Source organism: Mycolicibacterium palauense (genome assembly GCF_002592005.1).
GTDB lineage: Bacteria > Actinomycetota > Actinomycetes > Mycobacteriales > Mycobacteriaceae > Mycobacterium > Mycobacterium palauense.
In genome coordinates this window covers 1-13,692 of the sequence record NZ_NVQF01000118.1, presented here as the reverse complement: position 1 = coordinate 13,692, position 13,692 = coordinate 1, and the positions used below count along the sequence as shown (strand labels likewise).

11 protein-coding genes are annotated in these 13,692 nt (G+C 66.4%); 5 read left to right on the top strand and 6 right to left on the bottom strand.

All coding sequences use genetic code 11. From position 1 onward, the window contains the following. Positions 1-276: 276 nt before the first annotated feature. The 3 genes from gnd to CSR00_RS27410 are packed head-to-tail and all read left to right on the top strand — an operon-like array spanning position 277 to position 5,368. A complete protein-coding gene (gnd, locus tag CSR00_RS27420) occupies positions 277-1,293 on the top strand; it encodes a phosphogluconate dehydrogenase (NAD(+)-dependent, decarboxylating) (RefSeq protein WP_099025545.1) in 1,017 nt (338 codons plus the stop codon). 5 nt (positions 1,294-1,298) lie between these two features. After that, positions 1,299-2,693, top strand: a complete 1,395-nt coding sequence (gene zwf, locus CSR00_RS27415) for a glucose-6-phosphate dehydrogenase (protein ID WP_099025544.1) — start codon at positions 1,299-1,301, stop codon at positions 2,691-2,693. Next, positions 2,690-5,368: an MGH1-like glycoside hydrolase domain-containing protein gene (locus CSR00_RS27410; protein WP_099025543.1), complete on the top strand. Its 2,679-nt coding sequence runs from the start codon at positions 2,690-2,692 to the stop codon at positions 5,366-5,368. The genes zwf and CSR00_RS27410 overlap by 4 nt, the downstream gene beginning before the upstream one ends. Positions 5,369-5,447: 79 nt before the next feature. Here CSR00_RS27410 and CSR00_RS27405 read toward each other — a convergent pair whose 3' ends face one another. Together CSR00_RS27405 and CSR00_RS27400 are read right to left on the bottom strand one after the other, a co-directional pair. Continuing rightward, on the bottom strand, positions 5,448-8,330 hold the full coding sequence (locus CSR00_RS27405; protein ID WP_099025542.1) for an MMPL/RND family transporter: 2,883 nt from the start codon (positions 8,328-8,330) through the stop codon (positions 5,448-5,450). Beyond that, a complete protein-coding gene (locus CSR00_RS27400) occupies positions 8,327-8,752 on the bottom strand; it encodes an MmpS family transport accessory protein (RefSeq protein ID WP_218014551.1) in 426 nt (141 codons plus the stop codon). Before CSR00_RS27400 ends, CSR00_RS27405 begins: the two co-directional genes overlap by 4 nt. Before the next feature lie 187 nt (positions 8,753-8,939). Between CSR00_RS27400 and CSR00_RS27395 the strand changes: the two genes are divergently transcribed. Next, complete coding sequence (locus tag CSR00_RS27395; RefSeq protein WP_099025540.1) at positions 8,940-9,611, top strand: TetR/AcrR family transcriptional regulator; 672 nt, start codon at positions 8,940-8,942, stop codon at positions 9,609-9,611. An 84-nt stretch (positions 9,612-9,695) separates the two neighbouring features. Here the strand turns inward: CSR00_RS27395 and CSR00_RS27390 are convergent, their stop codons facing one another. Further along, a complete protein-coding gene (locus tag CSR00_RS27390; RefSeq protein ID WP_099025539.1) occupies positions 9,696-10,418 on the bottom strand; it encodes a FadR/GntR family transcriptional regulator in 723 nt (240 codons plus the stop codon). Between the two features lie 133 nt (positions 10,419-10,551). Between CSR00_RS27390 and CSR00_RS27385 the strand changes: the two genes are divergently transcribed. Further along, entirely contained in the window at positions 10,552-10,893 is a 342-nt protein-coding gene (locus tag CSR00_RS27385) for a hypothetical protein (RefSeq protein WP_099025538.1), read from the top strand. Positions 10,894-10,973: 80 nt separating this feature from the next. Here CSR00_RS27385 and CSR00_RS27380 read toward each other — a convergent pair whose 3' ends face one another. The 3 genes from CSR00_RS27380 to CSR00_RS31065 form a co-directional block, all read right to left on the bottom strand. Beyond that, positions 10,974-11,684 carry a hypothetical protein gene (locus tag CSR00_RS27380; RefSeq protein WP_141564501.1) on the bottom strand — a complete coding sequence of 237 codons (711 nt, stop codon included), beginning with the start codon at positions 11,682-11,684 and terminating at the stop codon, positions 10,974-10,976. A 197-nt stretch (positions 11,685-11,881) separates the two neighbouring features. Next, on the bottom strand, positions 11,882-13,171 hold the full coding sequence (locus CSR00_RS27375; protein ID WP_281259764.1) for a multicopper oxidase family protein: 1,290 nt from the start codon (positions 13,169-13,171) through the stop codon (positions 11,882-11,884). 310 nt (positions 13,172-13,481) lie between these two features. Further along, positions 13,482-13,692 (bottom strand): hypothetical protein (locus CSR00_RS31065; RefSeq protein WP_218014550.1); only part of this gene is annotated, 211 nt, incomplete at its 5' end.

Here is a 13,692-nt window from a genome sequence, read left to right as displayed (position 1 = left end):
GAACTGGGCTTCAAACAGGTCAAGTGGATCGAGTCGATCGAGTTCGTGGACAGTTTCGACGGCATCGGCAAGGGCCACGGCGGCTACAACGAGGACCACGAGTTCTACGGGTATCGAATGCCCATCTAGCCGCAGCGATCACCCTGTCGCAGCCCGCGGCCGGTCGACACACCAGGAAGGCCGAAGGTGCCCGCCCGCGCCTGAACTCCGAATAGTGTTGCGGACACTCTCGCCAACCGAATACGACCCGAGGAGTGACCAGTGACGGCGACATCGATGCAGCTCGGAATGGTGGGGTTGGGGCGGATGGGTGCCAACCTGGTCCGTCGGCTCATGGCTGACGGGCACCGATGCGTCGTCTATGACGTCAATCCCGCGGCGGTCGAACAGTTGGAAACCGAGGGCGCAACCGGTGCCGCGTCCCTTGCCGAGTTCGTCGGCAAGCTCGACACCCCCCGCGCCATCTGGTTGATGCTGCCCGCGGCGATCGTCGATTCCACTCTCGATGCCCTCGTCCCGCTGCTCGAGCGCGGCGACGTCGTCATCGACGGGGGCAACTCCTACTACCGCGACGACATCACCCGGGCGCACAGGCTCGCAGAACACGGACTGCACTACGTGGATTGCGGTACCAGCGGCGGGGTTTGGGGCCTGGAACGGGGCTACTGCCTGATGATCGGCGGGGAAGCCGACGTGGTGGCACGCCTGGACCCCATCTTCAAGACCATCGCGCCGGGCGCGGGCACGGCCGAGCCGACCCCCGGCCGAGCACCAGATGCTCCCGGCACGGCGCCGGAAGGCTACCTGCACTGCGGCCCCAACGGCGCCGGGCACTTCGTGAAGATGGTCCACAACGGCGTCGAGTACGGGATGATGGCGGCGATCGCCGAAGGCCTCAGCATCATCGAACATGCCGACGCCGGGAAGGTCGACCGGGTGGTCGACGCCGAGACCACACCACTGCGGGATCCGTGGGCCTATCAATACGACATCAACGTCGGCGAGGTGGCCGAGGTCTGGCGCCGCGGATCGGTGGTGGGCTCCTGGTTGGTGGATCTGACCGCAGACGCATTCGCTCGGTCACCCGAACTCGATCAGTTCTCCGGCCGCGTGTCCGATTCCGGCGAAGGACGCTGGACGGTACTGGCTTCGGTGGACGAAGGGGTGCCCGCGCCGGTGATCACCACCGCGCTCTACGAGCGCTTCCAATCCCGCCAGCTCGGGGAGTTCACGGACCGGATACTGTCGGCGATGCGCAGCGAGTTCGGCGGCCACGCCGAGAAGAAGCAGTAGCCGCCGTGGACCCACGGACGCCCACGTCCGCCGACGTCCTGGTCATTTTCGGTATCACCGGGGACCTGGCCAGGAAGATGACGTTCCGCGCCCTCTACCGGATGGAACGACGGGGGCTGCTGCACTGCCCCGTTGTCGGTGTGGCACTGGATGATTGGTCGGCAGACACGCTTCGCGCGCACGCCCGGGCCGCTGTCGAGGCCACCGGTGAGCCGGTCGACGACGCGGTGTTCGCCCGGTTGGCGAAACGGCTGTCGATGGTGTCCGGCGACTTCGCCGACGTCACCACCTACGACAAGGTGGCATTGGCCATCGCCGGATGCCTCAATCCGGTTTTCTATCTGGAGATCCCGCCGTTTCTGTTCGGGCGGGTGGTGGACGGCCTGGCCCGTGCCGGGCTGACCGGGAATGCCCGTGTTGTCGTGGAAAAGCCGTTCGGACACGACCTTCGTTCCGCGCGGGCGCTCAACGAGCAGCTGAGCACCCACCTGCAGGAGTGGCAGATCTACCGGATCGACCACTTCCTGGGGAAGGAACCGGCGATGGACGTCCGCTACATCCGGTTTTCCAACTCGATCTTCGAGCCGCTGTGGAACCGCGACCGGATCGAGGCCGTCCAGATCACGATGGCCGAGAACTTCGGTGTGGAGGATCGCGGTCATTTCTATGATCCGGTCGGGGCCTTGCGCGATGTGGTGCAGAATCACCTGCTGCAACTCGTCGGGTTGATTGCGTCCGAGCCCGCCAGCGGCGGCGCCGACGGATTCCGGGACAAGCGGGTCGAGTTGTTCAAGGCGATTCGCCCCGCCGATCCACGGCACTACCTACGCGGCCAGTACGACGGCTATCGGGACGTCAGGGGCGTCGCCCCCGATTCGCAGACCGAGACCTTCGCGGCCATGAGGCTGCACATCGACAATTGGCGCTGGTCGGGTGTGCCGTTCTTCATCCGGGCGGGCAAGTCGCTTCCCGTGCGGGCCACCGAGATCCGGGTGATCTTCAAAAGACCGCCGACGCTGCCGTTCCTGCCGCGGGCGAGCGCACCCAACGAGCTGATCTTCCGGATCGATCCCGCCGCCGGCGTCGATCTGGTGGTGCAGGCCAAGGAGCCCGGCGCCAACGCCGCGCGCACGGTCAACCTCTCGCTGGTGTTCGCCGACGAGCTGGCCGAGGCTCCCGAACCATATGAGCGCCTGCTCTCGGATGCCATGCACGGCGACTCCAGTCAGTTCATCAGAGAGGACGGTGTCGAGCAGACCTGGCGGATCGTGCAACCGCTGCTGGAGAACCCTCCCCCGGTGCACACGTACCACCCGGGTTCCTGGGGACCGGAGAGAGTGGACGCACTTGTCGCCGGCTACCCGAGCTGGCGTGAGCCCTGGCTGCCGCCACCACGGTGAGCACGGCCGAACGACACCGCCTCGACGAGGCCGAGAACCCGCGGTCGCCGTGGCGTCGGTGGGGCACCTACCTGAGTGAACGGGCCTGGGGAACCGTCCGGGAGGACTACAGCGCCGACGGCGACGCGTGGTCGTACTTCCCGTTCGAGGATGCCCGCAGTCGGGCCTACCGGTGGAGCGAGGACGGACTGGCCGGCTGGTGTGATGACGAGCAGACCATCTGTCTGGGCGTCGCGCTGTGGAACGGCCGCGACAAGATCCTCAAGGAGCGCCCCTATGGGGTGGCCAACGAGCAGGGCAACCACGGTGAGGACGCCAAGGACTACTGGTTCTACACCGACAACCTGCCGACTCACGCCTACGCGTCGATGGTGTACAAGTACCCGCAGGCCGCGTTCCCCTACGACGATCTTCTGCACACAAACCAGCAGCGTGGCCCCGAAGACGACGAATACGAACTCTTCGATGCGCTGCGCGAACAGTGGCTCTCCCAACGCTATTTCGACATCTGTGTGACCTACGCCAAGGACGGACCGGAGGACGTCTATTGCAGGATCACGGCGACCAACCGCGGCCCGGACGCCGCCGAGATCCATGTGCTTCCTCAGCTGTGGTACCGCAACACCTGGTCGTGGGATCCGCGCCAGGAGCGGCCTCGCATCACCGCCTGTGGTGACGGTACAGCGCGGACCTGGCATCCGAAGCTCGGGCACCGGTGGATTTCCGTCACGGCCCCGGGTTGGGATGTCCCGTCAATGCTGTTCTGCGAGAACGAGACCAACAACCGTCTGCTGTTCGGATCGGCCAACGCATCACCCACCACCAAGGACGGTATCGGCGACCACGTCGTCGACGGCGTGCCCGGCGCCGTGAACACGGAGACCGGCAGCAAGGTTGCCGCCGATACGACGGCGATGTTGCAGCCGGGCGAGACCTTGGTTGTCACGGTACGTTTCGCCACTTCCGAGCCGGACGATCGGCTGTCCGAGCACGCCGAGAGGGTACTGACGGCACGCAAGGCCGAGGCGGACGAGTTCTACGCTGACATCGCCGCGGAGGATCTCACGGACGACGAGCGCCTGGTTCAGCGTCAGGCGCTGGCCGGGTTGTTGTGGTGCAAGCAGTATTACAGCTATTCGGTACGGCGCTGGCTGAAGGGTGATCCGGGACAACCGGCTCCCCCGTCGGAGCGCTGGAACGGCCGCAACAACGGTTGGCAGCATTTCGCCGTCAGCGAGGTCGTCATGATGCCCGATGCATGGGAGTACCCCTGGTTCGCCGCGTGGGATCTGGCCTTTCACTGCGTCACGATGGCACTCATCGACCCCGAGTTCGCCAAGGCGCAGATCCAGGTGCTGCAACAGTCCACCGCCCAGCATCCGCACGGCCAGCTCCCGGCCTACGAATGGAAATTCGGTGACACCAACCCGCCGCTGCACGCCTGGGCGGCCTGGCACGTCTACCAGCTCGACCGGCTCCGCACCGGGGTCGGAGACCAGGATTTCCTGGCCAACGCCTACCGGTCCTCCACGCTCAACGCCATGTGGTGGCTCAACCAGAAAGACGACAGCAACCGGGGGGTGTTCGGCGGCGGATTCCTCGGCATGGACAACATCGGGGTGTTCGACCGTGACGAGCCACTGCCGACCGGGGGCCGGCTGGCCCAGGTCGACGGCACCGCGTGGATGGCGGCGCTGGTTATCCATTTGTTGGAGATGGCGATCGAGCTGTCCCACCAGGACCCGAGCTATGCCTACATGTTCAGCCGCTGGGTGTGGGATGCCTGGCTCGTCGCAAACGTTCTGGAGAAGGGCACCTATCAGGTCAGCTTCTGGAACGCCGACACGGAGTTCTACCACGATGTCATCGAGCTGCCCGACGGCAGCAGCACCTCACTCGAGGTGTTCTCCATCCAGGCGGTCGTGCCGCTGTTCGCTGCCGTCACCATTCCGGCCGGTGCCACCGAGGTGATGGCGACGGTGCGCGACCGCCTGCAGGATCTGGCCCGCATCTACGAGCACACCGACGACGACGTGCGGCTGGCGATGGACGACGGCGACGCTTCGCACTTCATGGTCGCCGTCGTGCACCGGGACCGGCTGACCGCGATCCTGCGACGCCTGCTGGACCCCGAGCAGTTCTTCTCGCCGTATGGGATTCGCTCGCTGTCCAGATACCACCGCGACAACCCGTACCGGTACCGCGTCAACGGGGCCGACTTCATCGTCGACTACCAGCCCGCCGAGTCGCGCAGCCGGATGTTCGGCGGGAATTCCAACTGGCGCGGCCCGATATGGCTGCCCACGAACTTCCTCGTGGTCCAGGCGCTCGACTCCTACTCCCGCCACCTCGGTGATGCCTACCGGGTTCAGGATCCGACCGGCTCGGGCGAACAGGTACCCCTGGATGTGGTGGCCGATCGACTCGCCCGCCAGCTGTCCGGTCTACTGGTTCGCGACGATTCCGGCCGGCGCGCCGTGTTCGGGGACAACGACTACTTCCAGAACGACCCGCACTGGCGCGACCTGGTCCCCTTCTACGAGTACTTCGACGGGGACACCGGTCGGGGTTTGGGGGCGAGCCACCAAACCGGCTGGACCGCGACCGTCGCGCTCCTGCTCCAGTTCCGGGGTAGGTTGCACTTCGATCGGGACCGTTCCGGCCACGCCCGCTGACGCCGCGCGGTCGGCATGCCCGGGTCGGTGGGCATCACCTCCCCGCGGCCCGGCCGGCGGACCGGCGCACTGCCGCGAGTCAGACCGAGGTAAGCCTGCCGGGGTTCGGCCACGGCTTCGGCACCGGGCGGGTGCGCACCGGCTGCGGCCACCAGAACCATCTGCCCAGCAGGGCGGCGATCGACGGCATCATGAAGGCGCGCACCACCAGCGTGTCGAACAACAGCCCCAGCCCGATGGTGGTGCCGACCTGGCTGAGCACCGTCAGCTCACTGACCGCCATCCCCATCATGGTGAAGGCGAACACCAGACCCGCGGCGGTCACGACCGAACCGCTGCCGCCCATCGTGCGGATGATCCCGGTTTTCACACCGGCGTGGATCTCCTCCTTGAGCCTCGACACCACCAGCAGGTTGTAGTCGGCGCCCACGGCCAACAGGATGATCACCGACATCGCCAGCACCATCCAGTGCAGTTCGATGCCCAGCAGGTGCTGCCAGATCAGGATGGACAGCCCGAAGGCGCTGCCCAGCGAGACGGCCACGGTGCCGACGATGACCACCGCGGCGACGACGGCGCGCGTGATGATGACCATGATGATGAAGATCAGGCTCAGCGCGGCGATCGCGGCGATCATCAGGTCGTAGCGGTTGCCGTCGGACATGTCCTTGAACATCGAGGCGGTGCCGGCCATGTAGATCCGCGACCCCTCCAGCGGTGTCCCCTTGATCGCCTCCGCGACGGCCTTCTGGATCGGTTCGATGCGCGAGATGCCCTCGGGCGTCATCGGATCACCCTGGTGACTGACCATGAAACGCACGGCGTGGCCATTCGGCGACAGGAACATGTCCATTCCGCGCTTGAACTCCGCGTTGCTGAACGCCTCCGGGGGCAGGTAGAACGAGTCGTCGTTGCGCGCCTCGTTGAACGCCTCCCCCATGGCCGTTTGGTTGTCCTGCATCTCGGACTGCCTGTCCTGCTGGGCTTTCTGGGTGGCGTACTGGGTCAGCAGCATGGCCCGCTGGGTCTTCAGTGTCTCGATCATCGACGGCATCAGCTCGACCATCTGGGGCATCAGCGCCGCAAGTCGATGCATGATCGGCACGAGTTCCTTGAAGTCGGCCGTCATAGTGTCGATACCGTCGAGGGTGTCGAAGACAGACCGCAGCGCCCAGCAGGCCGGGATGTTGAAACAGTGTGGTTCCCAATAGAAATAGTTGCGGATCGGCCGGAAGAAGTCATCGAAGTTGGCGATCCCGTCGCGCAGGTCCTCGATGCTGCCCACCATGTTGTCCATGTTGGACACCATCTCCTGGGTGATCTCGGCCATCTCCTTGGTCACCGCGGACATCTTCTCCATGTCCGCGATCTGCCCCTCCATGTCCTGCGCCTGCTTGAGCGTGTTGGCCAGCAGATCCTCCTGGTACTTCTCGTTCATCTGGCTCGAAACACCCTGCTGGCTCATCATGTACGGGATCGACGTGTTCTCGATCGGCGTCCCCTGCGGCCGGGTGATCGTCTGTACCCGCGCGACGCCCTCGACGCCGAAGATCGCCTTCGCGATCTTCTCGATGACCAGGAAGTCGGCCGGGTTGCGCAGATCCTGATCGCTTTCGACCATCACCAGTTCCGGATTCAACCGGGCCGGGTCGAAGTGCCGTTCCGCGGCGGCGTACCCCTCGGCCGCCGGGATGTCCTTCGGCAGGTAGTTGCGGTCGTTGTAGTTGGTCTCGTAGCCCGGCAACGTCAGCAGGCCGACCAGCGCGAGCGCCATCGTCGCAACCAGGATGGGCCCCGGCCAACGGACGACCGCCGCGCCGACCTTGCGCCATCCCCGCACCCGCAGCTGCCTTTTGGGTTCCAGCAGGCCGAAGCGGCTGGCCACCACGACCATCGCCGCGCCCAGGGTCAGGGCGGCGAGAACGATCACCACCATGCCGATGGCCAGCGGCACCGCGAGGGTCTGGAAGTAGGGCAGCCGCGTGAACTGCAGACAGAAAGTGGCGCCGGCGATGGTCAGACCAGAACCCAGCACCACGTGGGCGGTGCCGTGGAACATCGTGTAATAGGCGGACTCCCGGTCCTGCCCGAGGCCCCGGGCCTCCTGGTAGCGGCCGATCAGGAAGATGGCGTAGTCCGTGGCGGCCGCAATGCCGAGGGTGACCAGCAGGTTGGTCGCGAACACCGAGAGTCCGATGATCTCGTGGAATCCCAGGAACGCCACCACCCCGCGCGCCGCGAACAACGAGCCCACCACCATCACCAGGACCAGCAGCGTGGTGACGATCGAGCGGAAGACCAGCAGCAGCATCACGATGATGATCGTGAACGTGACCGCCTCGATCAGCTGCAGGCTTCGGTCACCGGCGATCTGCTGATCGGCCGCCAGCGCCGCCGGGCCGGTCACGTAGGCGGTCACCCCCGCCGGCGCCGGGACGCTGGCGACGATGTCCTGTACCGCGGCGATCGACTCGTTGGCCAGGGCCTCGCCCTGGTTGCCCGCCATGTACACCTGCACATAGGCGGCCTTGCCGTCCGGGCTCTGGGCACCGGCGGCCGTCAGCGGGTCGCCCCAGAAGTCCTGAACGTGCTCGATGTGTTCGGGGTCGGCCTCGAGCTTGTCGACGATCTCGCCGTAGTAGCGGCGCGCCTCGTCGCCGAGTGGGTGCTCGCCCTCCAGGACGATCATCGCCGAGCTGTTGGAGTTGAACTCGTCGAACACCGTGCCGATGTGTTTCATCGAGATCATCGACGGCGCATCGTCGGGATTCATCGAGACCGATCGCATTTCCCCGACGACCTCGAGCTGGGGAACGATCACGTTGAGCACGGCGATGATGACCACCCAGCCCAGGATGATGGGCACGGAGAGCCTGCGGATCCACAACGAGAGTCGTCCGCGCGCGTCGTGCGGGGCGGCCGGGGGCGTGTGCGTCCTTGGCGGGCCGGAGGGCGTGGTCATGCGGATTTCACCAGGCAGAAGGTCTGAGCGGTCACGCCGGTGTAGGTCCTCTCGTCCTTGACCTCGCCGTCGATGGTGATGCGGCAGGTGAGGTGGTCGCTGTCGCCCTGGGCCACGATGTTCGGGAACACGGAGGGGTCGGTCGTCTCCAAGGTCAGCGACCAGGGCAGGGCCGCGCCGTCCAGGCGTTGGGGCTGACCGCCCAGATCCATGTAGTTGATGTTGGCGTAGGTCCCGTTGCCGAACACCTCGTAGGTGACGACCTTCGGGTCGAACGATTCGGGGTCGTCGGCGAAATTCACGGGGGTCGTCAGGATGCCGCCCGACCCGAAGTACCCGCGGATCCGGTGTACGGTGACCCCCGCGATCGCGACGACCACGACGATGAGCAGCGGAACCCACAGGCGTCTCAGCACTTTCACGACGCATCCCTCCGGGCGGGCGGCGCGAACGGCCTCGGGCCGCGGCCACTGCCTGTGCGATTGCAGCCCAACCTGAGCGGTCCTTTCACGAGCGGGCCACCGACGGTGGGGGCCGAGACGGGCGTTGCAGAGTCAACCTAGCCAAATAAGTGGATAGCGTCAATCCACTTAAGGTCTGACCTAGAATATGGCGGTGGACACTCGCGGAGCCGCGCGGCGACCGCTACGCAGGGACGCCCAGCAGAACCGGCAGCGCATCGTCGAGGCGGCGCGCGAACTGTTCGCCGCCCGCGGTCTCGAGGCCACCCACAACGAGGTGGCCCACCACGCCGGCGTCGGCGTCGGCACCGTGTACCGGCGTTTTCCCACCAAGGAGGAGCTGGTCGACGCCATTTTCGAGGACGGGATCGATGAGATCACCGCACTCGGCGACGCCGCACTGAGCAAGCCAGACTCCTGGCAGGGCCTGGTCTTCTTCATCGACGAGATGTGCCAGTTGACCGCACGGGACCAGGGGCTGCGCGAGGCGGTGCTCAGCCGCACCCACGGCGGCGACCGAGTCGAGGCCGCGCGCCTGCGACTGGATCCGGTGGTGGCCAAGGTCGTCGAGAAGGCCAGGGCGGACGGTCATCTGCGCGCGGACATCTGTGACACCGACCTGCCACTGGTCTCCATCATCGCCGGGGCCGTCACCGAGTTCGCCGGCGACATCCGCCCCGACCTGTGGCGCCGCTACGTGACCCTGGTCCTCGACGGCATGCGCGCGCAGACGCACCCGACCCCGTTGCCGGTGGGGCCGCTGAGCCCCGAGCAGCATGAGGCGGCGATGCGCAGCTGGAGCCCCGCCCGGCAGCGGTGAGCGCACGCTGCCGCCGGGTCACTTGTCAGGCTCGCACAGCGGTCCAGGCGATAGGCAAAGGCTCCCGGAAGTCTGACTCTCGGGTCAGGCTGGGGCGCGCAGCTTCTGCTTGCCGGGGCGCTCCTCCATCTGGTGGGCCCACACATGGGTCAGGTGCTCGGACATCAGCCGACCGACCTTGGTGGCCGAACCGCGACGAAGCGCATCCAGGATCTGTTGGTGGTCTTCCAACACACATCCCACGTCGGCGAGTTCTATGGACCCGTTCGGTAGCCGGTACCGGCTGCGATTGAGGATCTCCAGCACGACGTCGATGAACCGATTCCCGATCGCGCGGAAGAGGATCTCGTGGAACTCCATCGAGAGCTCCGTCAGATCCTCCCCCTGCTCGTCGGCTTCGCGCGTGCGCCGCAGGTTCTCACCAAGGCAATCCAGGTCGGCACGCGAGATCTTCTTGGCGGCGTGCGCCGCGATCACCGGTTCGAGGATCATCTTGGCGTCGAGGAACTCATCGAGTGAGGAGCCGTCGACGGTCAGGAGGTTCTCGAAGGCGTTGATCGCCGCGGGCAGCGGTTCGCGCGCCACGAACGGTCCGCCGCCGACTCCCGGCTTGACGCGCACCAGCCCCTGCTGATCGAGGATGAGCAGGGCCTGCCGGACCGCGGAGCGGCTGACCCTGAACTGCTCGCTCAGGTCACGCTCCACCGGCAGCTTGTCCCCCGGGAGATAGATCCCGTCCAGGATGGCCGAGCGCAGCTGCCGAGCGACGCATTCATGCGGGCGTTCTGTCTCAGGTACGGGAATCACTCATACGATAATAGTCGAAGTTTGGATATTTGCATGTTTTGGGTCGCGAAAAGTGAGAACGTGCATACCGACCCCGTCCGTTTCCGGTCGGCGGCAACAACAGATCATCACTGCGCTGCCGTTCTCGCTGGTCATGGTCGCTGCCTGCGTGGCGATGGTCCGCGCCTTCCGCTACGACCTGGCCACCACCCCGAAGCTGCTGCGGATCTCGGCACCCGACCACGTCGCGGCGCACCTGGCCGACAAGCTGACCCGGGAACACCCGCGACAACCCGTGTCGGCGACCCTGGCGGGATTGGTTGCGGTGCGCACCATCCCGATCGACACCTGTGAGGTGCACGAGAAAACCGGTGCGCTCACGATCAACGATCCCGTCGACCCCCTGGCGCCCGACACCGATGTCGTCTCCGAGGCCGAACTCGAAGAGGCCGAACACCGCCACCGTGCCGCCCAGCACGGAAGCGGGCACCGATAGCTACCCCTGGTCACTCCGCGACGACCGTGCGGCGCGTTCCGTGGAGACCGGTCCGTGGAGACCGTTCCGTGGCGACACTGTCAGCGCGGCTTGCGCGTCTGCAGACGCGTCAGCCGGCCGTCGCGGACCTCGGCGGCGATGGGGTTGGGCTCGGCCCTGATCTCGGCGAGGATCCTGTCGAGCTGCGTCTGGGTCAGTGGGGTCTGGATTCTCCAGGAAACCTCACCGATCCGGTCATCAGGCACGGGGGCGAGGCCGAACGGGTCCACGACCAGCGTGGCCGTCCTGGCGCCGATGACCCTGGCGGCGACACGGACCGCACGATCGGAGTCCTCGGGTCGGAAGATGTCGACGTCGAGCACCGCCAGGGATTGGCCGATCTTGATGCTCCGGGCCTTGAGGTTCGCCCGGATCAGCTGCCGTGCCACACGCAGGCACCAGGTGGTCAGGTCGGGGTAGAACCGCATCGCATTCAACGAGGTCTGGTACCCGATGGAGATGGTCATGGGGTGATAGAACTCGGCGAAGTCCTTGTCCACGGCCTGGTTCAGGGTGTACGCCACCGTCATCACCTGCGCATCGGTCGCGTAGGGCATCGCGACGTCAACCGCCAGGAACGCAATTTCTCCGTTTCGAAGGGAGACGCGGTTTTCGTAGGTGATCTTGACGTCCCACACACCGGGTTGACGTTTGAGCGCGGCCGCGAGCTGATGGGCTTCTGCGCGACGACTGGGCGCGGCGGTGCAGCCGGTCGCAGCCACCAGCGCCAGCAGCGTGACGGCGGCAGCCACGCGGCCCATCGTTCCCATGGCACCGAACGCTAGACACAGCGTTCGTCCAGGTGAACCGGTCCGTGACGTTTCTCAGGCTCAGCGCCGCTTCTCACAGATCTGTGAGGTGTTTTCCCAGCGCCCTCTCAGGTTCGGGTCCCGATTGCAGGCTGTGCCGCGGCCAAGCCCGCTGGAGGATGCCGGCCGCTGACCCGAGGTCAGGTGGTGTAGTCCAGGGTGGTCATCATGCCGGCATCCATGTGATACGTGTTGTGGCAGTGCAACAACCAGATGCCGGGGTTGTCGGCGACCAGCGCCACGGTGACGGTGCGCATCGGGAGCACGATGGTGGTGTCCTTGCGTGCGCCCAGCCCACCAGTGGAATCGAGCATCTGGAAGGTGTGACCGTGCAGGTGCATGGGATGCCACATCATGGTCCTGTTGGTGAACGTGAGGGTGGCGCGCTGCCCCTGAGTGATTCTCAGCGGTTGCCTCCGGTCATAGGTTCGGCCGTTGATTCCCCAGGTGTAGCCCATCATCCCGCCGGTCAGGACGGCCGAGAGGTCGACGTCGGCACCGGTGATCCCCAGCCCCGCCTCGGGTGTGGAGGTGAACATGTCGACGGTGCCGACGCGCCCGCTCAGCTCGCCGGGCAGGAAGTCGGGGTCGGGTGCCGCGCCGCCGGCCGTGGCGAGGATGGCGCGCGCCAGCGCATTCTTGCCCTCGGCAGCGGCCACCAGGGGGAAGACTCCGTCTCCGGCGGTGACGATGACGTCGTAGCGTTCGCTCATGCCGATCAGCAACGCATCGACCTCGGCGGGCTTGATCGGATATCCATCGGTGTGCGTGACGGTCAACGCGTGCCCGGCCAGCGCCACACGGAACGCGGTGTCGGAGGCGGCGTTGATGATTCGCATCCGGATCCGCTGGCCCGGTTTGGCGCGAAACGTCGTCGGCGCCGCCGGGATGCGGCCGTTGATCAGGTAGTAGGGGTAAGTGACGTCCCCGGCGTCCCCGCCGAGCAGTGAGCTTCCGCCGCCGCCCATTGCCATCCCGCCCATTCCCCGGGATCGTAGGTCGTCGTAGATGGCTCGCGGCGACTTGCCCACACCATCGGTCCAGTCGTCGAGCACCACGATCCACTCGTGGTCATAGTCCGCCGGTTCGTCCGGGTCGTCGACGATGATCGGCGCATACATGCCGTAGTCGGTATCGAGCCGGGTGTGGGGGTGAGCCCAATACGTCCCCGGGTCGGGGACCGAGAATCGGTACGTGAAGTCCTCGCCGGCAGCGATGTTCGGCGTGGCCGGTTCCGCCCCGTCCATGTCGTTGCGCAGGGCGATCCCGTGCCAGTGCATCGAGGTGGGACGATCCAGCCGGTTGGTGACGCTGACCGCCAGCTCGTCACCGACGTTCGCCCGGATCACCCGACCCGGGATGGTTTCGCCGTAGGCGTCCGTCCGGACGACGGGGCCACCAAGATCCACGGTGACCGACTGTGGGGTCATCGACGCGGAGACGGTGCGCCCCGTATGAGGTCGCGCCGCCTCGGCGGCGGCGATCGCCTCCGCGGATACCCCGGATGCACCGGAGGACGGTGGGCCGGAGGCCGGTGCGGGTGACACAGGCGGCGTCGAGCGACCGCACGCCGCCAACCCCAACCCCACCCCACCAGCGATACTGGCCGCGACGAATCCACGCCGACTCAGTCGTGCCCGTTCCCAACGTCCGTCCGCTACCAACGCCGCTGGCCCTTCACCCTCGCCAACCCGCGTCGACGACCGGTCTCACGTCGCGTGGCCCCCGACGTTCTGTCGTTCACGGTCGCTGCGTAGTGGTGGGCGTCGGTGTCGTACTGGTCTGGCCGGGTCCCATCATCCCGGGTCCCATCTGGCCGGGTCCCATCATCCCGGGTCCCATCTGGCCGGGTCCCATCATTCCGGGTCCCATCTGGCCGGGCCCCATCATGCCCCCGTACCCCATGGGGCCCGGCCAGATGGGACCCGGAATGATGGGACCCGGCCAGATG

What these genes read in the sequence shown, in the direction of transcription:
- CSR00_RS27405 (WP_099025542.1), bottom strand. Translation starts at nt 8,330, where the DNA reads ATGACCACGCCCTCCGGCCCGCCAAGGACGCACACGCCCCCGGCCGCC.
- CSR00_RS27375 (WP_281259764.1), bottom strand. Translation starts at nt 13,171, where the DNA reads ATGACCCCACAGTCGGTCACCGTGGATCTTGGTGGCCCCGTCGTCCGG.
- gnd (WP_099025545.1), top strand. Translation starts at nt 277, where the DNA reads ATGCAGCTCGGAATGGTGGGGTTGGGGCGGATGGGTGCCAACCTGGTC.
- CSR00_RS27395 (WP_099025540.1), top strand. Translation starts at nt 8,940, where the DNA reads ATGGCGGTGGACACTCGCGGAGCCGCGCGGCGACCGCTACGCAGGGAC.
- CSR00_RS27385 (WP_099025538.1), top strand. Translation starts at nt 10,552, where the DNA reads ATGGTCGCTGCCTGCGTGGCGATGGTCCGCGCCTTCCGCTACGACCTG.